Raw genomic sequence first — 23,848 nt, 5'->3', positions numbered from 1 at the left:
TTTCTCCTAAGCTATTCGGAAGAAGCTATTCTGTTGGCTAGCAAAACCATATCGCATTAAATTTACTTGATATGAGTATTTCGCAATCGCCTGTTCTTTTAATCTTTTTTTCTGTAAGTTCTCCAAATCCTCTTTCAACTCTTTTGGAGATTGAAAATCAGATAAAATGGAGCGATTAAAAACAGCTGCTTCGTCCTCTTTTTGTTTTTTAACTTCCAATTTAATTTGCCGATTAGCTTCTTGATTTAACGTAATTTGCGACTGATTTTGCTGAATTTTAGCTGTAGCACTAGCAGCAACATGTAAATCTTGCGGAGTTGGTTCAGCTGGAGCTAGAGCTGAACTTCTCACTTTTTCTAAAAGCTCAATCGTTTTTTCAGGTGTCGGTCCCTCAATTGTTTGCACTGGGGTGCTAGGTCCTTTGATAGGTCTATTGTTCGCACCTTCTAATTGCTGAAATTCTTTTATAGCAGCACTTACTTCAGGCGTTTCTTCCTCTCGTTCTTTATTGCCTAATAAGAGATTTTCTAATTCAGATAAAGTAGAGACTTTCGGCTGAAAATATTTTGCATGCTTTCGATATGCTTCGCCAGCGTCTTTCCGTTGCATCGCTCGTTTTCTTTCATCCAAGCTAGTAATCTGATTTAAAATACCATTACTAGAAGCCTTTATTAGCGTCATACGAATCCCCTCGTTCCACATAATTTCCCTTTATAACATTTTAACACTTTATCAGAATAATCAAACTCACAATAGTCATGTAAATAGATGCACCAATATTAGGTAAAAGGTCATGTATGTGAAATTTAATAAGGAACGCTAATTTTCATCGTATTTTCATATTCAAGGTCTATCCTTAATAGTAGAAATCATATTGTTTTGGTTTCAATTACGAAATTGTTAGTTGTGAAAGGAGAAACACTATGAACTATCATATATTTCAACAAATAAATGGATTGGCTGGACACTCAAAATTATTAGATAATATTATGATAACGTTATCTGATAGTTTACCTTATATAGCAGTAGCCATCATTTTGTATCTTTGGTTTATAGGAAACAAGCAACAAGGTATCGAAAAAAGGTATACAGCTATTTATACTATTTTTTCTTCTGCTATTGCATTAGTTGTAAATGCGATTATACATTTGGCTTATTACCACCCACGTCCATTTGTTACACATCATGTTCAGCAATTAGTACCACATACTGTAGATTCCTCTTTTGTAAGTGATCACGCAGTTTTAGTTTTCGCAATCGCATGGACATTCATTATGCGAAATGAGAGGTTTAAATATCCGATATTAATATGGGCAATAGTTGTTGGACTTTCACGTATATATGTTGGCGTACATTATCCATTTGACGTGATAGGCAGTGCGTTACTTTCATGTGCAACAAGCGGTATCGTTTTGTATTTTTCAGCGAAACTGGAACCACTTGTACAGTTATTGTTTCGCCTTTACAATCAGTTGATTAAGTTGAAACAACTACTTCCTAAACACTAAGAATATGGAATACAAAAAATCACACATTAAAAATGCACCTTGATATGCAATTCAAGGTGCATTTTTCTATAGAAATAATTATTATGGGTTAATGGGTGATAGCTCATCCTCTGTTACCCACTTATGATTTTTCACTTCTTCACCACCGTTAGTTGGAGTGTAATCGATCATATATACAGTAGTTTTTTCTGCTGATATAATTTCTGCAGTTGCACCCTTCATCCCTTTCATATGATCTGCCTCTATCGTGACCTCAGTTCCTGGTTTTAATGTTTTGTCACCTGCATCTTTTATCTCATCTTGAGTAACCCATTTATGATTTTCCACCTTATCCCCACCAGTTGTCGGCATATAGGAAATGACATAAGCTGTAGTATCGTAGGATCCTACAATGGTCGCTTCAGCACCGTTCATACCTTGCATATGATCTGCTTCAATAATAACCTTGCTTCCTACTTTATAAGTAGGATTTCCAGCCACTTTCATCCCTTCTGGAATTTCACTTGAACTGGAATGATTCATGTCGGAATGCTTCTCCACTTTTGACCCCTCTTTGTCATTTGCACATGCAGATAAGACAAGTATTGAAAGTAGAGAAACAATCACTACAGCTATAACTTTTTTCATTTTTATCCTCCTTGTTAATCTATTTCAATAAATAAATTCCCATCTACAAATAAAATTAAACTTAGACATTTTCTATACTTGCTCATCCATTTTAACTCGTTGTAATCGTAAAGCATTCAACACAACTGATACAGAGCTGAATGCCATTGCCGCTCCCGCTACCCAAGGTGCTAGTAAACCAAAAGCTGCAATTGGAATGCCTAAAGCGTTATAAGCAAAAGCCCAGAAAATATTTTGCTTAATATTTCTCATTGTTTTATGACTCATAATGATTGCATCTGCAATACTATTTAAATCTCCTCGAATTAGTGTGATATCAGCAGCTTCCATCGCTACATCCGTTCCTGTTCCAATTGCCATGCCTATATCAGCGACTGCAAGCGCAGGTGCATCATTAATTCCATCACCTACCATCGCTACCTTTTTACCAGTAACTTGAAGTTTCTTCACCTCTTCTGCTTTCCCTTCTGGAAGTACTTCTGCAATAATGAGGTCAATTCCTACCTCTTTACCTATAGCAGTAGCGGTACGCCAGTTGTCTCCTGTCATCATAATGACTTGAATGTCCATTTCTTTTAGTCGTTTAATTGCTTTTTTAGATGTTTCTTTAATCGTATCTGCTACGGCTATGATGCCTGCGTATTGACCATCAATACTAGCTAACATGGCGGTTTTCCCACTAGTCTCTAAATCCTCCAACACATTAAATACATCGGAAATATCCACCTCATACTGATTCATCAGTTTTCTGGTTCCTACTAGGATTTCTCTTCGATTAACGGTCGCTTTAACTCCATATCCTGGAATAGCAACAAAAGCTCCAATGTTTTGGAGTCGTATCCCTCGTTCTAGAATTCCCTGAACAATTGCTTCGGCAAGTGGATGCTCTGATTGTTTTTCAGCTGAACCGATTAAAGAAAGAAATTCCTCTTCTTCTACACCTTTTGCCGTAATTACATCTGTTAATACAGGCTTACCATTTGTAACAGTCCCTGTTTTATCTACAATAACCGTATCAAGATGGTGAGTAGTTTCAAGATGTTCGCCACCTTTAAACAGTATCCCAAACTCAGCTGCACGCCCGGATCCAGCCATGATTGAAGTAGGCGTTGCCAAACCCAGAGCACATGGGCAAGCTATAACAAGAACAGCAATCAAAGCTTCTAATGCCGGGGTAATCTCTCCAGGATAGACCCAAATAATCCATATTAGAAAGGTGATAATTGCAATACCGATTACAATCGGTACGAATATACCTGATATTTTATCAGCAAGTCTTTGGATGGGAGCTTTTGAGCCTTGTGCATCTTCTACAATTTTAATAATTTGAGAAAGTGCAGTGTCTCTTCCGACTTTCGTTGCTTTCATTTTAATAAAACCATTTTTATTGATCGTTGACCCAAACAAAGTATCACCTATCGTTTTATCAACTGGAATACTTTCCCCTGTAAGCATTGATTCGTCAAACGAACTACTTCCTTCGATCACTTTACCGTCAACTGGAATTTTTTCACCCGGCTTCACCAAAATAGTATCTCCAGTGACGACTTCTTCTAATGGTATTTCTATTTCGGTTTCATTTCTGAGGACTAATGCAGTCTTAGCTTGTAATCCCATAAGCTTTTTAATGGCTTCGGAAGACCTGCCCTTTGCTTTTGCTTCAAACAATTTACCTAAAATAATTAGCGTAATTAGCACGGCGCTTGTTTCAAAGTACAGGTTTGCCATATGATTCTCACCAATCGTTAGTATTGCTTGGTAGACACTATAAAAATAGGCTGCGGAGGTTCCCATCACTACTAACACATCCATATTGGCACTCTTATTTCGTATCGCTTTATATGCACTCACATAGAACTGTTTTCCAATGACAAATTGGATAGGAGTTGCGAGAGCCATTTGAACCCATGGATTCATTAGTAATTCTGGTATATAAATAAACGACGTAAACGAAAAATGCCCAACCATCGTCCACAACAAAGGAAGCGACAAAATTGCAGAGATGATAAATTTTCTTTTTTGATTGTGTATTTCCTGTTCACGGTAATCTACCGCATCCTTATTGTTTTCCTTGCTATGTGCCTTGTAACCTAACTTCTCGACTCGTCCAATAATATCTGCAACGGAAGTTTGAGCAGGATTATATTCGACTGTTGCATTTTCGAGTGCTAAGTTAACATTGACGTTGGATATTCCCTCTAACTTATATAATCCTTTTTCAATTCTTGTTGCACAGGCAGCACAAGTCATTCCTGTAATAGCAAACTCTTTTTTCTCTTTGGCAATGCCATATCCAAGATCTATTATTTTCTTTTCAAAGTCTTTATCACTTACCTTTTTCGGATCGTATTTTATCAAAGATTTTTCAAGAGCCAAGTTTACATTTGCTTCTTCTACACCATCTATTTTATTTAAGCCTTTTTCAATTCTTGTTGCACAGGCGGCACAAGTCATTCCTGTAATATGGAGACTTGTTTCTTTTATTTCATTGTCCATTTTATTTCCACCTCTCGAACATACCACTATGGGGTATATAATATTGTAAGAAAAAGAGTGCCTTAATAGCACTCATTTATTCCACTTCATATCCTTGATCATCAATCGTTTCTTTTATTTTCTCAAGCGTTACTTTTTCCTCGTCAAATGATACTTCCACTTCTCCAGACTCTAAGTGAACTTTCACTTGGTTCACGCCATCTAAATTTCCTACATTACTTTCTACTGCGTTGACACAATGACCACATGACATTCCTTGCACTTGTAGAGTAACTTGATTTGCCATTTTCATTCCTCCGATTATTTCCTCATTAATTTTTGTATCGTTACTAATAATTCGTCTAGTACTTCATCATCGCCTTCTGCAAGTCGATCCACCACACAACCTTTTAAATGTCCTTGTAAAAGAACTTTCGCTACACTGTTTAAAGCAGACTGAGTGGCAGAGAGTTGGGTAATAATATCGTCACAATAGACATCTTTGTCTACCATACCTTTAATTCCTCGAATCTGACCTTCTATACGATTTAATCGATTTGTTAAATCTTTTTTTACTTTTTCAGGATGATGACTTTTTCGACAAGATATATCCATTTCGATTGTATCCTCTTCTTTTAAATTGTCCAAAAAAACAACCTCCTATCCTTTTTCATAATATACCATACCATTATAGGGTATGCAATTAAAATGAAAAAGTCCATGAGAATAGCACAAGCCCCTTTAAGAGTACTGTTGTCTCCACTCAGTTGTTTTCCGAAGCTTACCGCTCGCTTTCCGCGGGCGAAGTATCGAGTCGCCTTTTCGCTCCAATCAACTAGTATCTATGGGACGATTTATAATTGCATAGTAAGATAGATGATAATTAAATTCTATGAAAATTAGTTAGGGAACTATATTTTATCCTCTGAGCGATAACTGTTCTAAATCTTTTTGTTAGGGAACTCCTTAATGGATTGTAGTGAAAGGTGGCGACTCCAGTCGGAGGCCAACAGGATGTTGGTCACGAAGGCGTTGCCACACGATGTGGCGCTCTTAGCCTTTGTTCCTCTGGGAGACAGATGAGCCGTCACAACGAACGCGTAGCGGCGGTGATGGTTCATCGCTCACTTCGCGGAACGCGTCCACCGAAACGGAAATCCGCGGTATTATTTAATCCTTTAAAGTACTATGAACAATGGTTTCGCAGGACGATAATTCATATACTTTCTTATCTTTTTTTAAAAAAAAGAGCCTCCCTATCAATTTAAGGAAGGCAAAAGAAAACTTATATTATTTACGTTTCATAAGCATTAGCATCATAATTGTGATGATGGTAAAAGCTATTAGCGCTAAAAAAGGAATTGTTACAAAACCGAACCAGTTAATATATTGACCTGAGCATGGAACTCCACTCGTACATGCACTGAATTCTTGCATGGAAGGGATTTTTTGCAACGCATAATGATAACTTGAAACAGCCATGCCAAGTACCGAAATCGGCAAAACATACTTATAAATATCTCGATCATTTCGGTAAAAAGCAATGCCTAGGAAAAAGACAAGTGGATACATCAAAATTCGTTGATACCAGCAAAGTGTACAAGGAATAAAACCCATACGTTCACTAAAAAACAAACTTCCTGCCATTGCTAATATGGCTGTTATCCATGCTAAGAGAAGAGGTTTATTTACCACTTGCAGCAGCCTCTTCCACCATTTTTATAAAATCATCCATTGTTCTTCCCTTGAATTCTTTTCCGCCAATAAAGATCGCTGGAGTTGAAGATACTCCTAGATTTCTTGCGGTAGCCATATCTTTATCCCAAGCTTCTTTCCCTTTGTTTTTACTGAAAGAAAGCATTACTTTTTCCGTTTCTTCTAGACTTGCAACTTTCTCTAAAACTGCTTTTAAAAATTCTTCTGTCATTACATTTTCTTGACCGGACTCTGTTGTTTGATTTGCGAACAGTAGATTATGGAATTCCCAGAACTTTTCATTGCCAAGTTCCTTGTAAACTGTTTCCGCAAATTGTGCAGCTGTTGTCGAATCAGCAGCAATAAATGAATAGTTCATGAAGTAAAATTTAGCTTTGCCTGTTTCCACTAATTCCTTGTTAATGATGGGAAAGAGACTATTATTAAACTCTTCACAGTGTGGACATTTATAATCACCAAATTCAACAATTTCAACTGGCGCTGACTCTTCGCCAAGAAACGGTTGTCCTTCGTAATCAATATTTACTGCTTTTTCTTTCACATCTGTTAGCACAACAATCGCTATTAAACAAACTGCTACTATACCGATAATCCAAAATATTTTCTTAGACAAAATAAACACTCCTAATTATAACTACACTATGTAGTGTGATTGGTGAAAAATTTACGCTAACGCGTAAATAAAAAATGCACAGATTAAACTAAAAATGGTTAAAGATATGAACGCTACCTCCACCGGAATATTTAATCGGATATCCTTTACTGGATTTAACATATATTCAATCCGGTAATTTACAGACGTATCTGCAAATGACACATACGTAAAAGGCATTTTTTCTTGTTTCCCTACCTTTAACATTTTCAAAAGGGCACTGCCCAAATACACCGACGTTTTCTGTTTTTCAATCGCAAATTCATCAGCCAATACTTCTTGAATGATTCTATATTTCTGATTAAACCATTTCAGTATGGGAATATAGCCCATCGTAGACGCGAAAAGAGATAGCAAAAAAATTTTTAGCGGATCGCGATTTTCTTTATGGTATTTCTCATGCGATATGACTGCTTTTAATTCCTCTTCATTTAAAAGATTTATCAAACCTGTTGAAATAACAATTTTAGGTCGAATAAACCCCATGGTAATAGCAATTGGTCCCGGATACGAGATAACAATCAAGTCATCTACTCCATCTTTATACGTTTCATTCATTTCGATTGTCAACATTTTCTCTCTATATTGCTGAAATCTTCTTTTCATTCGAGAAGCATGAACTAACTGCGAACCCATTTTCCAAAACGAAAATAGTAACGTATAAATTACTAGCGCATCGAGAACATATTCAAGTGAGGACAATCCAATTGATTTTAATGTACTGTGACATACTTCAACAAGATTAAACTTGATATTCCAGCCTGCTAACATAGCTATAACGTATAAAGCCATTTGAATAAAAATTGTACCTGAAATGATAAGTGACACGAAAAACATAAGAGAAGATTGACGTTTAGACATATATTATAATTCCTTTTTCAATTCTTTAATTTTATGTTCGAGTTTAGCAACAAGCTCATCATCTACGTCTTCCAGTGCATCTAGCATATGACTTACGACAACGTTTCCGAATTCATCCATTAGTTCGTTTGTCATCTCTTTTGACTGTGTATTTAAAAACTCAACTCTCGTTTGAATCGGTTGATATAAAGATGATCTTCCTTCTACCCTCTTTTGAAGAATTCCCTTTTCTACTAATCGATTCATGACAGTCATAACTGTGTTGAAGTTCGTTATTTTTTCCCGATCAAGAACTTGCTGAACATCTTTAATAGTCATTTCAACATCGTTCCATAAAATGTCCATAATCTTAGCCTCAAGAGGTCCAAAAAAGCGGTTTAATCCACTTTCATTAATCTTAAATTTTCGAATCAACACTATATTATCACCTCACATTACTCATTGTAGTGTATTTAATTTTCGAATGGAAGTATTTAAACTTAATTCATACAGTAATAAAAACGATTTTATGAATTTTAACTTAATATAAAAACCGCTAGCTGATTTCTAGTTTTTTAATTTCATTTAAATCTATCTATCAGACTATTACTTGTATAAATCTATCCAAGTCGACTCATACTACTTAAAAAGAAGGTGAATAGTATGATTAAATTTGAATTAACCATAAATAACTTTTATGTTGAAGCTCTTAATGAAATAGTACGCCAATTCAATGAACTTATTCCTGACAATTCTTCGTATTCGTATTCAACTCAAGATGTAATTGAGTTATTAATTGTTCGCGAACATATTAATAGCGAAATGAAACATATTAGACCTTGAAAAAGGTCTTTTTTTGTCCAGAACGCTTAAAAAATCTACTTCATAAACTCCAATGCAAACTCATTAAACAAATCCATTTGTAACTTATACCTCACATTTATTCCACTTCGGATATTTCTATTCAAAGACCTTTCGCTTATGGCGAAGTCTAAAGGTTTCAATTCCTTTCACATCCACAGTGTCTACTCATAGCAGAGTGATAGTTTTTTTGTATTATATTTAGTTAACTAAACTGTAACATCTAATAGCTTAACTTTAGTCTATGCTTTTCTACCAATCGCTACGTTTTATGCTATATTTAAACTCAATGGTTACCGTGGAAAGGATGTTTTAACATGAAAAAGAGTGTAGTAATCGCAGAAAAACCTTCCGTAGCTCGTGATATTGCAAGGGTATTAAATTGCAATAAAAAAGGGAATGGATTTTTAGAAGGAGATAAATATATCGTTACTTGGGCACTTGGGCATCTTGTAACACTCGCAGATCCAGAAGTATACGATACTAAATATAAAACCTGGAATCTGGAAGACTTACCGATGCTTCCAAATGACTTAAAGTTAGTTGTCATTAAACAAACGAGTAAGCAGTACAATGCTGTCAAAAGCCAAATTGTCCGTACTGATGTCAGTGATATTATCATAGCAACTGATGCTGGACGAGAGGGTGAATTAGTAGCTAGATGGATTATTGAAAAAGTAAAAGTAAACAAACCGATTAAACGTCTTTGGATTTCATCCGTTACAGATAAAGCAATTAAAGAAGGTTTTCAAAATTTGAAACCTGGTAAGGCTTACGAAAACCTATATCATGCGGCAGTTGCGCGTTCGGAAGCTGATTGGTATATCGGTTTAAATGCGACACGGGCACTTACTAGTAAATTTAATGCTCAGTTATCATGTGGACGTGTGCAAACTCCAACAGTAGCTATTATTGCACAACGAGAAAATGAGATACGAAACTTCAAACCGAAAACATATTATGGCGCGGAAGCACATACAGACCAAAAACTAAAGCTAACATGGATAGATAAACAAACAAACGACACTCGTACATTTTCCAAAGAAAAAGTGGAACAAATCGTTGCAAAAGTAGATAAAAAACAAGGTACAATTGTGGAAGTTGATAAGAAACAAAAGAAAAGCTTTGCACCACAACTTTACGATTTAACAGAACTACAACGTGATGCAAATAAAATATTTGGATATTCTGCCAAAGAAACGCTTGGCATTATGCAAACATTGTATGAACGACATAAAGTATTAACATATCCTCGTACAGATTCAAGATATCTCTCAAGTGATATTGTTGAAACACTGCAAGAACGTCTAAAGTCATGTGGCATCGGACAATACAGACAAATTGCTAACAAAGTATTACTTAAACCAATCAAAGCAAATAAAGCCTTTGTAGATGATAGTAAAGTATCGGATCATCATGCCATCATACCAACAGAAGAAATTGTTAATTTAACTAACTTCACGGATAAAGAACGTAAAATATATGATTTAGTTGTGAAACGATTTATAGCAGTACTCTACCCTCCTTTCGAATATGAACAAATTACTGTTAAAGCTTCTATCGGAGACGAAACATTCGTAGCAAAAGGTAAAACTATTCTTTCATCTGGTTGGAAAGAAGTGTATGAAAACCGTTTTGATGAAGAGGAAAATGCTGAAGAAATGAAGGAACAGATCCTTCCGCGTATTGAAAAAGGCGATAAATTAGCAATTAAACTGGTTGTAGAAACTTCTGGTCAAACAAAACCTCCTGCAAGGTTTAACGAAGGTACTTTACTTTCTGCAATGGAAAACCCAGCAAAATATATGGGTACACAAGATAAGGAACTAGCAAAAACACTCGATAAAACGGGTGGTTTAGGAACAGTTGCTACAAGAGCTGATATTATTGAAAAGCTTTTCAATTCTTTCCTTATGGAGAAAAAAGGTAAAGACATTTACCTCACTTCAAAAGGTAAACAATTGCTCGATTTAGTTCCTTCAGACTTGAAGACCCCTGCCCTTACAGCTGAATGGGAACAAAAACTAGAGGCTATTGCAAAAGGTAAATTAAACAAAAACGTTTTTATTAATGAAATGAAAGTCTATACGAAAACAATCGTTAGTGATATCAAAAATAGCGATAAGAAATTTAAGCATGACAATATTTCAACTAAAAGCTGTCCAGATTGCGGCAAACCGATGTTAGAAGTAAACGGCAAAAAAGGTAAAATGCTTGTTTGCCAAGATCGTGAATGCGGTCACCGTAAAAACGTTGCGAGAGTAACGAACGCTCGTTGTCCACAATGTAAGAAAAAGCTCGAACTTCGCGGAGAAGGTGAAGGACAAATCTTCACATGTAAATGTGGGTATCGTGAAAAATTATCTGCTTTCGAACGTCGTAAAAAGAGTTCAGGTGGAAAAGTAGATAAACGTGATGTGCAAAAGTACTTAAAAAAACAAAATCAAGAAGAAGAGCCTGTGAATAACGCCCTTGCAGAAGCTTTAAAGAAGTTGAATTTGGAGTAAAATTAATCTTTCACTATTCCTGAATACTTTAGACTAAACATCTGCTACAAATTTTAATATTCCAATAATAATAGCCTTAGTACATTTAATTGTATAAGGCTTTTATTATTTAAAGTATTAATGCTTCTAAATTTTATTTTTCTGGATATTTTTCTGTGAAATATTCCACACCTTCTTCATCAACAATAATGCGATCCCCTATTTTTTTAAACTCTAATGATATACCACCATCAGCAGTAATATAATACTTATCTTTTTTTGTTGTAATTTTTACGTTTTTGTATTTTTTTTGATAAGACTGGTCCGAAACGAAATTCTCTGATTCCAATATTTTATCTATACTTGTTTTACTTTTAGTATTGAAATTACCAAAAATAAATAAGTCTTTACCTATTGCTACAATCCTCTGGTTATTAGTATTTTCAAAGCCTGCATCTTCAAAATCACTAGCCTTTGCTTCGTATTGAGTAACATCTTCCGAACATGCTACTAATAAGAAAATTACACTTAAAAATAATGAACCTATTCTTTTTTTCATTCCTTTACCTCCTTTTTAATTCCTCCTATTCCTTTATACGTTCCAAATTAATGGAAGTTCCATAGCAAAATAACAATAAAATTTCATCATTTGCATGTGAAAAAATACTATTTTTATCCAGAAGATTGATTATTTGCTTTCTGTTAGTATTATCTATGTAGTTAAAAAGAAGTGAATTGTCAAAATTGGTTGCAATTATAATTAGGGTATACATAGAGGGAATTATTTCTATTTTTTTGCAAGATGGAGGATATTGAAATGAGCAACAAATATGAAAACGAGCACCTAACAAAACCTACCCGAATGATTCGTTCGCAATCGAAGAGCCGTATTATATTTAGTGGTATTTTGGTATTATTAATAGTTTTATTTATTAGGTTCTTAGAATGGTACACGTTCCTATTAGCTGTTTTGTGTATTATTGTTATTATTTTCTTGCTGAAGAACCAATACAATCGAGAGCAATTTTTTATGGATGATATAGGGTTTACATTTTTAAATGGTGAGTTTGAAGGAAAAACAATTGCTTGGGATCAAATGTCTTCTATTACCTATGAATCAAATGAACACAATTTAGGAAAACGGTATGACCATTTTGTAATATCGTTAGAGAAAACAGATTCTTCGTCAAGTAAAGAATATCCTTTTGTAATTTCAGAGGAAATGGATATAGGTTTAGTCGAACTTTTTTTACGGTTTAACCAAAACGGTATCCCTACCTACCAAATAGATCCTGCTACGAACACATTAGAACAGATTGATTTTAATCTTGAAGATAAAGAAGCCTTCCTCGAAAAAGGGTTAAAACTAGAATTGGAGATCCACCAAGCGAACGAAGATGAATTTAATAACTTCCCCTTCCGTCCTATATGGAAGCCTATCGTATTTTTAGTGAATATCATTCTAGCACTTCTCGGTTTATTACTTCTTATTCTGTTTGGGTTTGTGGCATATCTATTAGTGTTTTCTCATGATAAGGAATTTACGAAGTTGAATATTGTCGTTCGTTATGTAATTGCACTTTTTTCTCTTTATTGGGGTTTTTATTTGTTCTATATGAGTTGGGCACATGGTATGTACTCATTCTTCGGGGTATTTTTAACAAACAACCTTTCCGATTATCGTACCCGTTTTGGTAAGTACCTTTACAATCGTTTTTCACGAATCAAAATATAGAGTGCAGTCGAATAGAATTTTGCTAATTAATAAGTCCTTTTTCTTTTCAGGCAGAGGGCTGATATTTGTAGATGACCAATTGATAAAATAACAAATAAATTAGTTTAAAAAGGTGCTGTTATGTTTGGAAAAAGTAAAAATGTATAAAGTATCTTGGTTCTTTATACTATTAACTATGATTATGGGTATTTTTCCCTTATGTTTATTTCTGGATATAAAAGAAGTAATCTCAAATATATTCCCTTCTATTATCGTGTTAATTGTCTCATTTGGTTTTTTAGGATATTCAATTTATCTTTTGAGAAAAAGAATTGAGGGCAAGGGATTTTATTGGGATGATGAAGGTGTTGTAATTGACTTAGAAGGTAATAAAGTTTATTGGGAAGAAATTGAAAATATAAAATATCGCAATTTCAATGATATTAAAGCCACAGTGATTTATCCACACTACACAAATCACGAAAAGATTAGAATTCGTCGTAAGAAATGGATGCCAACAACAGCACATTCAATTGAATGGTGTTTAATAGAAAAGCCAAAGGAATATAACAAAAACTTAATGGAATTTTGGAATGAAAAAAGAAAATAACAGGCATGTTAGTATAATTACAGTTATAGTTTATTACGGTGATTTGGAATGTGGAGGGGGCTGTTTAAATGAAGATAATTCTTCAAGCAATTATTGGTTCATTGTTAATTCATTTGATTTATATAGTTTACACGGTAATAGGTGGTTACATTAAAACAAAATACTATACTCCAGATATTTCAAGTACCTGGGATAATGTAGAAGTGCTTCAGAATGAAGTAGCGTTTGGTATGGTTGGTTCCCCATTTTTCTATGTATTTTCATTTTTAAGAGTAGCAGTTATTTGTGCTATTTTAATATTTTCTTATGAAAAATTGATCAAGAAAAAAGTGAGTTTTTAAAACGAGGCAGATTAATAGAAAAAGAAATAAATAATATAGAAGTATTAGGGGGAAATATTTTTACTATGTCGCATCCATATAAACAATTTGAGGATTCAATATTATGGAAAGTTATAAACAAAGGCAAAGTGATCTTATACATAATAATGACATGGAAGAAACAACACGAAGAGAATACATCGTTGGCTACCTTTGTAAGTTAGTATCAGAATCAGAAACGGAAAATCAAAAGAACATACTTTAACTGACTTCGGAGTATAGATTCAAATTACCAATTATTTATAATCTGATCCTTTTTAGAAGAGTAGATTTTATGGCGGACTTTACGCAGGCATGGCTTCAGTCTCCTCGTCACTGCCTGCGCTTCAATCAACATGTACACTACTGGAAAACGGATATTCTACTAGCTAATCAGTTTGAGTTAATCCAAAAATGTTACCTTTTTTATCATTTGATAATTAGTCAGTTTGACACCTTTTCGTTCTACCGTTTGTGTACAAATTATTTTATACCCTCGCTGTTCAAAAAATGGTTTAGCGGTAATACTTGCTTCCGTATCAATTTCTAAAAGATTTAATTTATTGGCTTCAGATTCAAGCATATCAACTAAAGCTGTTGCTATACCCTTCCCTTGATATTCTTTATGAACATACAATCTATCTAGATGTCCATTATGTGTTAAATCGCTAAAACCAATAATTTTATTATTCATTTTAACAACATATGTTATATTTCTGCCTAAAGATTCTTTCCATAACTTCACTTTGTTTTCTTTTTCGTTTCTCGGTGCCCAAGCATCTAATTCGGATTGTGAATAATCCCTAGAATTTACTGAATGAACCGTATCATAAAACAGAGAAACAACTTCTTCCGTATCAAGTGGGTCAAATTTCATGATTTCCATTTTTTTTGTATCCCCCCTTTCTTTAACCAAAATAGTTGTCGCAGCAGTAAGTCATTAATTTTCATTTTTACGAAACAGTCACCAACCATATGTATAGCCCAAGTAACGTAATGAATAGTGTTGGAATTGTTAGCACTATCCCTACCTTAAAATAGCTATCCCACGATACTTTAACCCCTTTATGAGACAACACATGGAGCCACAATAACGTTGCAAGGGATCCTATTGGCGTAATTTTAGGGCCTAAATCAGAACCGATTACATTAGCATAAATTAATGCTTCACGTATTGTACCAGTAGTTGAGGTTTCTGCAATTGCTAATGCATCAATCATAACTGTAGGCAAGTTGTTCATGACGGAAGATAATATGGCTGCGATAAATCCCATTGCCATCGTCCCTACGAATAAGCCTTGATTCGCCGCAGCTTGGATAGCCTTTGCCAAAACAGATGTTAGTCCTACATTTTGAAGTCCGTATACAACGACATACATGCCAATGGAGAAAAATACAATATTCCAAGGTGCCCCTTTAACTATCTTCTTTGTTTTTATAGATGGACTTCTTCTTGCCATAACTAAAAAGAAAATGGCGATTATCCCAACTACAAACGAAACTGGAATTCCAAAAAATTCACTAGAAAAGTACCCAACGAGTAAAATTACTAACACAAACCAAGACAGCTTGAACATTTTTATATCTCTTACTGCATCCATCGGACGTTTTAACTCGGCAGCATCATAATCTTTCGGGATACTTTTACGGAAAAATAAAAACAAAACAACAATACTAGCAACTAATGAAAAAAGATTCGGTATAATCATTCGTGATGCATACTCAACAAATCCAATTCCAAAGAAATCAGCAGATACGATATTTACCAAGTTACTCACGATGAATGGAAGCGAAGTCGTATCCGCAATAAAACCACTCGCTATAATAAATGGAAACACCATTTTTTCATTGAAATTCAAATTACGAACCATCGCAAGTACAATTGGAGTCAAAATAAGGGCTGCTCCGTCGTTCGCAAATAAAGCAGAGACCATTGCTCCTAGAATTGACACATATATGAACATGCGAATGCCATTTCCTTTTGCAGCTCGAGCGACATGTAGCGCCGACCATTCAAAAAATCCAATTTCATCTAAAATAAGTGAAATAATAATAATCCCAATAAATGCAAGTGTCGCATTCCACACAATGCTTGTTACATCGAGTACATCTCGAAAATCGACTACTCCAACTAATAGGGCAATTACTGCTCCTCCACATGCTGACCAGCCAATCGATAAATTTCTCGGTTGTAAAATCACAAGTGCGAGCGTAATAACGAAAATAATGATTGCCGTAATTGTAGAACCCAAATATAACCCTCCATAATAAACGAATCTCAAATAATACTACCATAGTAATAAAAATGAGAGAGCATAAATTATTTAACAAATAAAAAAGCAGCTTGAAATTTACTTTTCATGAACTAACCTAAAATAGTGAGACAATATAAAACACCTTTGGTAATAGTACATTTAAAACAAGTACTTAAATCGGAGGTGTTTTTGTATTAAGTTTAATTCATTGAACAATGTCTGTGTTGTGCAACGAATTGACGAATATCTTCACCATTACAATGAAGAGCGTATCCAAGAAAAATTAGGCTACCTAAACGCCAAAAGAATTTGGAATTGCGGCAGCCTAATTAGGTTTTTTATATGTGTCTCATATCTCTAGGTCAGTTCATGACATGAAGGCTCTTTTTTATTTAGTACATCATTTTCAAATAATAATCATGCTGTTTTATTTAAAAATTGTTTCGTCAACTGACAAAAACTTGCTTCCGTTTATCACCAAAAATAGAGCAATTACTAAGAATGCTAGATCTAGCTCATAACCAGCCATATCGGCTGTACCTAAAAATCCGACAGCAAATTTTACTGTTACGATCGCACCAATCATTAATACAATAAAAAATGCAGAAACTACTCGAGTTCCAATTCCTAAAATAAGTGCAATGCCGCCTACTAATTCCAATGTAGCAACTACGTATGCAAAGAAACCTAGAATTCCAATGCTATCAAACCATCCTACAGTATTAGCTATACCACCTTGAAATTTTGCAAGTCCGTGTATAAAAAAGCTAATTCCTAACACAAGTCTTAATAATAATGTACTAATTCCTAATTTATCCATTACTCTTTCCTTCCTTCATTGTTAAAGAATCCCTCTACAATATCCTCTTAGAAATATTTTATTCATATGAGTGAACTTAAATTTTAAAAAAATCACCCTTTGTATTCTCCTTTCAATAAAAAAGTATTCTAATAGAGATATATGTTTCTTATAAAGTAACATCACTTTATAGATAACGTCAACATATTTGTGTTACGATATTATTTATAAAATACAATTTAGGGAGGGATTAACGTGGAAATCGGCTCAAAAATCCGAGATATACGTAAACGAAAAAAAATAACGATTGCGCAAATGAGCGAACAAATAGGGCTCTCAAAAGGATTCATCAGTAACATCGAAAACGATAATACTTCCCCATCCCTCAATACGCTGCAAACAATTGCGGTCTATTTGGACGTTCCGTTGCCTTATTTACTCCTTGAAAAAAAACAACATATGAAAGTAGTAAGGAAGTCCGAGCGAGTGTATACAACATTTAATGATATTAAAATAGAACATCTTACTTCTCAAAGTGGTTTACGAATGATGCATGTTGAATTGCCTCCTGGCGCATCAACTGGAGAAGCTATTGCTCACGAAGGAGAAGAAAGCCATATCGTACTTAAGGGCACCGTTCTTGCAGAACAAGGAGAAGACTCCGTAATCGCTCACGCAGGTGACTCATTTAGCTGGAATGCCTGTGTCCCCCATTTTGTTAAAAACATCGGGGAAGACGATGCCGTCTTACTGATTGCCGTCTATAAGGAAGACAGTCAATTATGACAAAACGCTCAAACTCTGAGGTAATGCTAGAAAAGGGTGATTTGAAAGCCGCTTTATGTCGCTTTCGAATCACCATCTTTTACGTATTTCTTTTCTCTATAACATTTATGCCAATCCCCATCGTGATAACTGCCATCAAGAGAAGGATACTCATTGGTTCAAGTAGCTCGCCATATGAATAGCCATTCACTGTTGCTCCGTTTAATAGTTGCATGCCATAATTTACAGGTGTTATTTTTGCTAAAAATAACATTACTTTAGAGGTTACAATATCAAGCGGCCAATAAGCCCCGCCAAGCATTGCAAGTGGTGTTGCTATGATTGTCAAATAGGACATATACTTTCTTGGTGTTCCTGCTAATGATGCCAGTAAAATGCAAAGTGCTACAATGGCAATAACGTATGGAATTAGAACGATGAGTGTCTTCATAAAGCCACCATAAAAATCCACCCCTACGACATAACGAAATGTACAAAAAATAAGGAATATTTGTGCATACCCAGTTATAAAACTGAAGAGTAAATTACCTGCATACATTTCCCATTTGTAAACTGAAGATAATATTAGTCGATCCCAAATACGGTTTTGTTTCTCCTCCATAATAGGGTATACATTACCTCCTATTGTATAAATAACGAAAAAGAGTGAAAAACCGAAAATGCTATGCAACCTGCCATCATAAATTTTTTCCTGGTCATTTTTAAAGTTAGACTGCTTCACATTAAAGAGTGGGCTTTCTTCCGCTTGCTTTAACAGTGCTTCTACTTTAGCTGGTTCATCTGTTTGTGCTAATACACTTTCATCCTGTAGTTTTTTTGCGTATACAAGTCTAAGTTCGTTTTCAATCAGTGGTATATTCGTTTCATCCGAGGAGTGAATGATTGTAAACCCTTTTTCTAATAGCTCCACTGCTGCGACAACTCGGCCTCCTCTTACTTCATTTTCTGCATCTTCTTTTGTACTTTTTACAAACGAAAAACTTTCTGATTCATTAAGATGTTCTAATAGTTCCTCTGTGTTAGTAAGTGTTGTATACACTGGAATTTCAATCTTTCCCTGTCCACCTAGCCCGACAGTATAGGCAAATATTATACTAATAGCAGTCATAATAATAAATGTTGCCGGTTTCCTAAAAAACAATTGTAATTTTGCTAAGATAATACCAATCATGCTACTCCCCCCTTTTTTGGAAATAGCGATATGGAAACGCTTAATAAAACAATAGCTAAGATTGCTAGTACATATAAATGACTACTTATTTCTTTCAAACTATCCCCTTGCATTAATTTTAAATAGGCAGACATCGCAGCTCCATTTGGTGTTAGATTTCCAGCGATATTAAAGAAGTCTGAGAAACCACTCACTTGAAAAAAACTTCCTCCTAAAAATGCAAGCATCGAAGCAAACATAGATTGAAATAATCTAGAAGCATTCAACGAACCTACGCGATAGTTAATAGAAGTTAACAAAGCAGCAATAGCACCGATAACTAAGCCAAGCATTAACGTTATTAACAAAAATACTGAAAATGTCGGGAACTTAACCCCATAAACTAAGTATGCACCACCAAATAAAATCAATAGCTGTGCAATTACTAACACCACTGTCGATGCAAAAACACTTAATAAATAAGTCCATCGTGATACATTTGCAAGCAAAATTCGGTCAAATAAATATAATTGTTTTTCACCAAAGGCCACTGCGGATGCTTTAACTGCAGCGAACAGTACGAACATAACACTCATGCCAATTGTGTAATACGCACTTGCACCAACAGGTTTGTGGTTATCGATTGTTTGAATATCAGAAATAATATCCACATTCACCGGTTCTACTAAGAATTTATTTTTCCCAAGAAGCACCATTCTCGAATACTGTTGTTGAAATGAATCAATTAAGCTTTGTACCACACTAGCTGATAAACTTTTTGTTTCGTTCGAATACAGTATTAGCTCAGGTTTCTTTTGATTTTCAAGAAAAATTGCCTTGATCGTATTCAGGCTAAAATTCTCTGGCACTTCAATGATGGCAGCATAATCATCATCTTTTTTGGCTTCCTCTAATTTTTCTGGACTAATTACATCCAATGTGACAAACGATTTTACTTCTTCACTGTTAAATAATTGTTCTTTTAATATATGAAGTGGTAATAAGGTATTAATATTTGGTATTTCTCCAAACTGCTTTTCAATATCTCTTAACTCCTGCTGTTCACTTGTATGCTCAACAATCCCTACTTTCAACTTCAGAGGAGGTCCGTCGTCACCATCCATTATTGAACCAAGTGCAAATCCAAGAATACTAATAAGAACAAACGGCATCAATAATAAAATAAGCAACTCTTGTGGCGAACGAAGAAACAAGAGAAACTGCTTTTTCATAAAAGCATTAAACATTATCACTCGCTCCCCTCTTAGTTTCGTAGTGCTTTTCCGGTTAAATGAAGGAACACATCCTCTAAACTTGGCGCATCCACATCCACGCTCACTAATACAGCTCCAGTTTGCTCAGATAAGGACAATAATTTAGGAAATAAATTCACGTCTTTCGCAACGGTCACAACTATTGTTTCTCCTTTTTCATGAAGTTGTGAAATAACCGTTTCACGCTTTAACCCTTCAACAAACTCTGCTACAGTGCGTTCAAGCTTTATATGAATCGTTTTTTCAGAGGATAAAATGTTTTTAATCTCATCTTTACTCCCAGAAGCAATAATATGACCTGAATCCATAATATAAATGCGATCACATAGATACTCGACTTCTTCCATATAATGACTCGTATACAAAATGGACATTTTCTTTTCTTTATTCAAAAGCTTCACTGTTTCTAATATATAATTTCTAGATTGTGGATCTATACCAACTGTTGGTTCATCCATAATAAGAAATTGAGGCTCGTGTAACAATGCAGCACCGATATTAAGACGACGCTTCATCCCTCCTGAATAGTGTTTTACAAGCTTTTTAGGTTGATCATGCAAACCAATTTGCTCAAGTACTTCTTCAATTCGTACTTTAAGTTGGTCTTTCGGCATTTTATGAATACGCCCAAAAAACTTTAAATTTTCACGTGCTGTTAACTCTTCATATAAGGCGATTTCTTGTGGAACCACCCCAAGTATTTTTCGCAAATCATTTGGATGTTGCAACGCACTTTTATTATCAATTCTTACATCTCCATTTGAAGTTGGAATGAGTGTAGAAATCATCGCAATCGCCGTCGATTTCCCTGCACCATTTGGACCAAGCAACCCTACAATCTCCCCTCTCTCAACATAGAGACTAAGATTATCAACCGCTTTTACTTTTTTATACATTTTAGATAATCCTACAGCTTCTAACATATCGATCGCTCCCTTCCAAATCACTATATGATAATTTATGCCTGCTCCCCACTATCTTAAGTCATTTCTACACATGACCTCCGTCACTAAATAGAAAAAGGGATTCTTATTTAGTCGCAAATAGTTATGTAGCGCGCAATATTTTGTCCATTACTCGCAAGATTGTTGAGTGTACTCGCAATATAGGAAGAGGTATTCGCAACATATCCATGCATTCACTCAATATTTTGTCCGTTACTCTCATGTTGGAATGACTTTTTACAAAAAAATGTGCGAATCGCAAGATCCACCATCCAAATCGCTAGATATCTTTTCAAATTTTCTTATCGCCAATTGAAAGTGCTTAATTTGACCTCTCGTCATAAGAAAGGAGTTGCCCCAAAGTCATTTTCGGGACAACTCCTATTAAACGAAGCCATTTTTTACTGCGTAAATAGCCAGCTGGGTACGATCACGAAGTCCAAGCTGTTGTAAAATATGCGTAATGTGATTTTTTACAGTGCCAATGGATAGAAAAAGCGCTTCGGCTATTTCTTTATTCGTCTTCCCTTCTCCTACTAGTTTCAAAATATCAATTTCTCTTACAGTTAAAGTATGTTCGACTATTGGTTCACTATTTTTTTGCAGGAGTCGAGGCATCATTTTAGCAGCAACTTCTTCATTTAATACAAGGCCACCCGTTGAAATGCTGTGGATGGCTGCTATTAGTTTATTAGGTTCTGCAGTTTTTAGCATAAAGCCACTTGCCCCGTCTTTTAACGTTTGAATTGCATACTCATCATCATCAAATGTAGTTAATATCAAAATTTTAACTTGTGGCCAGCGTTCCTTTATTCTTTTTGTTGCCTCCACACCATTCATTTCTGGCATCCGAATATCAAGGAGCACTATATCAATCGCATTCAGTTCAAGTACGGAAATTGCTTCTTTTCCATTACTTGCTTCCGCTACAACCGTAAAAGCATCGTCTAGATCAATCATCATACGCAAGCCTTGCCTTACAATCGCTTGATCCTCTACTATTAAAATCTTTTTTGGCATGCTCAAACCTCCTTTACAGGAAATGATCCTTCAATTTGAAAGCGCTCCTCTGTTCGCAAGACTCTGAGTTCTCCTTCTAATTCCTCTACTCTAGCTTTCATATTTGTCAATCCGAACCCTAATTCAATTGGTTTACTACTGGATATTTTATTGTTTACTAAAAATTGTAATGCCCCTGTAGATGTTTTTCTAAGCGTTACTTCCACTTCCCGAGACGCACCGTGTTTCATGGCATTCGTTAGTGCTTCTTGAAGCACGCGGTATAATGTAATACTTTGTGTATTAGTAAGCGGAATAGATAGTGCGCCTTTTTCTGTAATAAAGCGAACGAGTAGATGACTTTCGGATTCTAGCTTACGAATAAGTAGGAGCACTGATTGTATACCTGTTATTTCTTCCCGCTTTAACTGACGAACAGCATGCCTTGTTTCTTCTAAACTATCTTTTGCTAGTTTTTTTAATTCGACAACATTGGCATAATTTCCTGTCATCGAATCCATTTCTAACTGTATTAAAAGTGCAGTTAGTTTATGTCCAACAGAATCATGAATATCTCTAGCAACACGTGTACGTTCTTCTAATCGAACAACTTCTTCCTGCTGTAAAGAAGTACGTTTTAAATTTCGGTACTCACCAAGTAGCTCCTCATATAGTTCACGCTTCTCTTTTGCCTCATTAATATAGCGATTGAGAAATAAACAGACAATACCGAACAAAACAAACAACCCACTAATTGCATAGGATGAATGTGCGTATATTAAACTTGTAATTGCAAAAACGAACGTTACAACAACAAGCACCCTCAATTGTCGTTCCTGTAATTGAAATGCACCTTCTAGTAGACTTAGTGCAATTAGAGGTAACATATATTCAAAACTGGAAGTCCAAAACAACGTAGAAATAAGAATTATTTGACCTACCAAATAAAGAACTAGCGGCTTTTTTACAATAGGAATAAAAAAATGCAAGGTTAACGATGTTGCAAAAAGTGTAATAATCAATGATAAAGAAGAAGAATCATTATATGCTAAAAAGATGAAAAACAACCATAGCAACGTAAATGCATTAAAGCGAATCGCAAATTCTTTCATTCTAAAAAATCTCCAGAGTTAAATCTGCTCTTTAATCCTTCTTCATCCTCCACTTCAAAATACCGATATAATAGGTCAGTTACATCTCCTACTGTAGCTACCCCATTATCCTTTTCAACATTCCATAAGTGCTCCATGGATTCTACAAGTTCGATTGTTCGTTTACACCAAAGAATGTATTCCTCCTCTTGCTCAAGACCTCTCTTCAATACAACTGAACTCATTAATATTCGTGTAGTAAACTTATTTCCTTCTTTAATAAGTTGCCACTTTTCATAAAGGATTTGTTTTAATTTTTTTAACCTATCTTCGCGTTCCTTTTGATAATATTTTAACTGGAAAATAACGTCTTTTGCAGACAGATTATCCATAAAAAAGGCTTGCATTAAAAAGGAATCTTTTATATTAGGCGACTCTGGTGCTGCTTCTAGCCATTGGAATAACTCTTTCCTTCCCTCATCTGTAATAGAATATAACTTTTTATCGGGTTTCCCATCTTGTGGAATCATTCTACTATTAATCAATTTTTCTTTTTCTAACTTACTTAGCTCTGGGTAAATTTGCGAAAGGTGAGTATGCCAAAAAATGCTCATGAAAGAATCAAATTCTTTTTTTATCTCATAACCTGTTGCATCCCATTTACTTAAAAGTCCGAGCATTCCATATTTTAAAGACAATCAA

Annotated in this window: 25 protein-coding genes; 6 read left to right on the top strand and 19 right to left on the bottom strand. The window is 34.9% G+C overall.

The window, feature by feature from the left end; all coding sequences use genetic code 11:
• Window positions 1-6: 6 nt before the first annotated feature.
• On the bottom strand, window positions 7-681 hold the full coding sequence (locus tag ACFVR1_RS06110) for a hypothetical protein (RefSeq protein WP_387581715.1): 675 nt from the start codon (window positions 679-681) through the stop codon (window positions 7-9).
• Between the two features lie 242 nt (window positions 682-923).
• Between ACFVR1_RS06110 and ACFVR1_RS06105 the strand changes: the two genes are divergently transcribed.
• On the top strand, window positions 924-1,508 hold the full coding sequence (locus ACFVR1_RS06105) for an undecaprenyl-diphosphatase (protein ID WP_387581712.1): 585 nt from the start codon (window positions 924-926) through the stop codon (window positions 1,506-1,508).
• A gap of 81 nt (window positions 1,509-1,589) precedes the next feature.
• On the opposite strand, the gene ACFVR1_RS06100 is transcribed toward ACFVR1_RS06105, so the two are convergent.
• The 8 genes from ACFVR1_RS06100 to ACFVR1_RS06065 all read right to left on the bottom strand — a co-directional run bounded on the left by ACFVR1_RS06100 (window position 1,590) and on the right by ACFVR1_RS06065 (window position 8,256).
• Window positions 1,590-2,135 (bottom strand): YdhK family protein, encoded by a 546-nt coding sequence (locus tag ACFVR1_RS06100; RefSeq protein WP_387581709.1) that lies wholly within the window; start codon window positions 2,133-2,135, stop codon window positions 1,590-1,592.
• Between the two features lie 72 nt (window positions 2,136-2,207).
• A complete protein-coding gene (locus ACFVR1_RS06095) occupies window positions 2,208-4,631 on the bottom strand; it encodes a heavy metal translocating P-type ATPase (RefSeq protein ID WP_387581707.1) in 2,424 nt (807 codons plus the stop codon).
• Between the two features lie 76 nt (window positions 4,632-4,707).
• Window positions 4,708-4,917, bottom strand: a complete 210-nt coding sequence (copZ, locus tag ACFVR1_RS06090; protein WP_387581704.1) for a copper chaperone CopZ — start codon at window positions 4,915-4,917, stop codon at window positions 4,708-4,710.
• A 14-nt stretch (window positions 4,918-4,931) separates the two neighbouring features.
• Entirely contained in the window at window positions 4,932-5,225 is a 294-nt protein-coding gene (locus tag ACFVR1_RS06085) for a metal-sensing transcriptional repressor (protein ID WP_387582422.1), read from the bottom strand.
• Window positions 5,226-5,900: 675 nt separating this feature from the next.
• Window positions 5,901-6,305, bottom strand: coding sequence for a disulfide oxidoreductase (locus tag ACFVR1_RS06080; protein WP_387581702.1), 405 nt, complete (start codon window positions 6,303-6,305; stop codon window positions 5,901-5,903).
• On the bottom strand, window positions 6,295-6,948 hold the full coding sequence (locus ACFVR1_RS06075) for a DsbA family protein (RefSeq protein WP_387581699.1): 654 nt from the start codon (window positions 6,946-6,948) through the stop codon (window positions 6,295-6,297). Before ACFVR1_RS06075 ends, ACFVR1_RS06080 begins: the two co-directional genes overlap by 11 nt.
• Before the next feature lie 42 nt (window positions 6,949-6,990).
• Window positions 6,991-7,839 carry a M56 family metallopeptidase gene (locus tag ACFVR1_RS06070; RefSeq protein ID WP_387581696.1) on the bottom strand — a complete coding sequence of 283 codons (849 nt, stop codon included), beginning with the start codon at window positions 7,837-7,839 and terminating at the stop codon, window positions 6,991-6,993.
• A 3-nt stretch (window positions 7,840-7,842) separates the two neighbouring features.
• A complete protein-coding gene (locus ACFVR1_RS06065) occupies window positions 7,843-8,256 on the bottom strand; it encodes a BlaI/MecI/CopY family transcriptional regulator (protein ID WP_387581694.1) in 414 nt (137 codons plus the stop codon).
• A gap of 740 nt (window positions 8,257-8,996) precedes the next feature.
• Between ACFVR1_RS06065 and ACFVR1_RS06060 the strand changes: the two genes are divergently transcribed.
• Window positions 8,997-11,186 carry a DNA topoisomerase III gene (locus ACFVR1_RS06060; protein ID WP_387581692.1) on the top strand — a complete coding sequence of 730 codons (2,190 nt, stop codon included), beginning with the start codon at window positions 8,997-8,999 and terminating at the stop codon, window positions 11,184-11,186.
• 133 nt (window positions 11,187-11,319) lie between these two features.
• Here the strand turns inward: ACFVR1_RS06060 and ACFVR1_RS06055 are convergent, their stop codons facing one another.
• Window positions 11,320-11,724: a hypothetical protein gene (locus tag ACFVR1_RS06055; RefSeq protein WP_387581689.1), complete on the bottom strand. Its 405-nt coding sequence runs from the start codon at window positions 11,722-11,724 to the stop codon at window positions 11,320-11,322.
• A 258-nt stretch (window positions 11,725-11,982) separates the two neighbouring features.
• Between ACFVR1_RS06055 and ACFVR1_RS06050 the strand changes: the two genes are divergently transcribed.
• The 3 genes from ACFVR1_RS06050 to ACFVR1_RS06040 all read left to right on the top strand — a co-directional run bounded on the left by ACFVR1_RS06050 (window position 11,983) and on the right by ACFVR1_RS06040 (window position 13,830).
• Window positions 11,983-12,900, top strand: coding sequence for a hypothetical protein (locus ACFVR1_RS06050; RefSeq protein WP_387581687.1), 918 nt, complete (start codon window positions 11,983-11,985; stop codon window positions 12,898-12,900).
• Between the two features lie 124 nt (window positions 12,901-13,024).
• Window positions 13,025-13,489, top strand: coding sequence for a hypothetical protein (locus ACFVR1_RS06045; RefSeq protein WP_387581685.1), 465 nt, complete (start codon window positions 13,025-13,027; stop codon window positions 13,487-13,489).
• A 68-nt stretch (window positions 13,490-13,557) separates the two neighbouring features.
• On the top strand, window positions 13,558-13,830 hold the full coding sequence (locus tag ACFVR1_RS06040; protein ID WP_387581683.1) for a hypothetical protein: 273 nt from the start codon (window positions 13,558-13,560) through the stop codon (window positions 13,828-13,830).
• A 421-nt stretch (window positions 13,831-14,251) separates the two neighbouring features.
• Here the strand turns inward: ACFVR1_RS06040 and ACFVR1_RS06035 are convergent, their stop codons facing one another.
• The 3 genes from ACFVR1_RS06035 to ACFVR1_RS06020 all read right to left on the bottom strand — a co-directional run bounded on the left by ACFVR1_RS06035 (window position 14,252) and on the right by ACFVR1_RS06020 (window position 16,923).
• Window positions 14,252-14,734 (bottom strand): GNAT family N-acetyltransferase, encoded by a 483-nt coding sequence (locus ACFVR1_RS06035; RefSeq protein WP_387581681.1) that lies wholly within the window; start codon window positions 14,732-14,734, stop codon window positions 14,252-14,254.
• A gap of 67 nt (window positions 14,735-14,801) precedes the next feature.
• Window positions 14,802-16,100, bottom strand: coding sequence for an arsenic transporter (locus ACFVR1_RS06030; RefSeq protein ID WP_387581679.1), 1,299 nt, complete (start codon window positions 16,098-16,100; stop codon window positions 14,802-14,804).
• A gap of 430 nt (window positions 16,101-16,530) precedes the next feature.
• Window positions 16,531-16,923 (bottom strand): DoxX family protein, encoded by a 393-nt coding sequence (locus ACFVR1_RS06020; RefSeq protein ID WP_387581674.1) that lies wholly within the window; start codon window positions 16,921-16,923, stop codon window positions 16,531-16,533.
• Window positions 16,924-17,157: 234 nt separating this feature from the next.
• Here ACFVR1_RS06020 and ACFVR1_RS06015 point away from each other — a divergent pair, with 234 nt between their 5' ends.
• Window positions 17,158-17,688, top strand: a complete 531-nt coding sequence (locus ACFVR1_RS06015) for a helix-turn-helix domain-containing protein (protein WP_387581671.1) — start codon at window positions 17,158-17,160, stop codon at window positions 17,686-17,688.
• A 79-nt stretch (window positions 17,689-17,767) separates the two neighbouring features.
• Here ACFVR1_RS06015 and ACFVR1_RS06010 read toward each other — a convergent pair whose 3' ends face one another.
• The 6 genes from ACFVR1_RS06010 to ACFVR1_RS05985 all read right to left on the bottom strand — a co-directional run bounded on the left by ACFVR1_RS06010 (window position 17,768) and on the right by ACFVR1_RS05985 (window position 23,844).
• Window positions 17,768-18,859: an ABC transporter permease gene (locus tag ACFVR1_RS06010; RefSeq protein WP_387581669.1), complete on the bottom strand. Its 1,092-nt coding sequence runs from the start codon at window positions 18,857-18,859 to the stop codon at window positions 17,768-17,770.
• Entirely contained in the window at window positions 18,856-20,085 is a 1,230-nt protein-coding gene (locus ACFVR1_RS06005; protein WP_387581667.1) for an ABC transporter permease, read from the bottom strand. Before ACFVR1_RS06005 ends, ACFVR1_RS06010 begins: the two co-directional genes overlap by 4 nt.
• A 17-nt stretch (window positions 20,086-20,102) precedes the next feature.
• Window positions 20,103-21,035 (bottom strand): ABC transporter ATP-binding protein, encoded by a 933-nt coding sequence (locus tag ACFVR1_RS06000; protein ID WP_387581664.1) that lies wholly within the window; start codon window positions 21,033-21,035, stop codon window positions 20,103-20,105.
• 405 nt (window positions 21,036-21,440) lie between these two features.
• Window positions 21,441-22,076 carry a response regulator gene (locus ACFVR1_RS05995; protein WP_387581662.1) on the bottom strand — a complete coding sequence of 212 codons (636 nt, stop codon included), beginning with the start codon at window positions 22,074-22,076 and terminating at the stop codon, window positions 21,441-21,443.
• A 2-nt stretch (window positions 22,077-22,078) separates the two neighbouring features.
• The gene (locus ACFVR1_RS05990) at window positions 22,079-23,167 is read right to left on the bottom strand and encodes a sensor histidine kinase (RefSeq protein ID WP_387581659.1); all 1,089 of its coding nucleotides are present in this window, start codon (window positions 23,165-23,167) and stop codon (window positions 22,079-22,081) included.
• Window positions 23,164-23,844: a PadR family transcriptional regulator gene (locus ACFVR1_RS05985; protein WP_387581657.1), complete on the bottom strand. Its 681-nt coding sequence runs from the start codon at window positions 23,842-23,844 to the stop codon at window positions 23,164-23,166. Before ACFVR1_RS05985 ends, ACFVR1_RS05990 begins: the two co-directional genes overlap by 4 nt.
• Window positions 23,845-23,848 lie beyond the last annotated feature (4 nt).

Origin of the sequence: Psychrobacillus sp. NPDC058041 (assembly GCF_042885655.1) — a bacterium.
Classification (GTDB): Bacteria; Bacillota; Bacilli; order Bacillales_A; family Planococcaceae; genus Psychrobacillus.
Note: the sequence above shows the minus strand (reverse complement) of the source record. Positions and strands in the feature narration are given on the sequence as shown.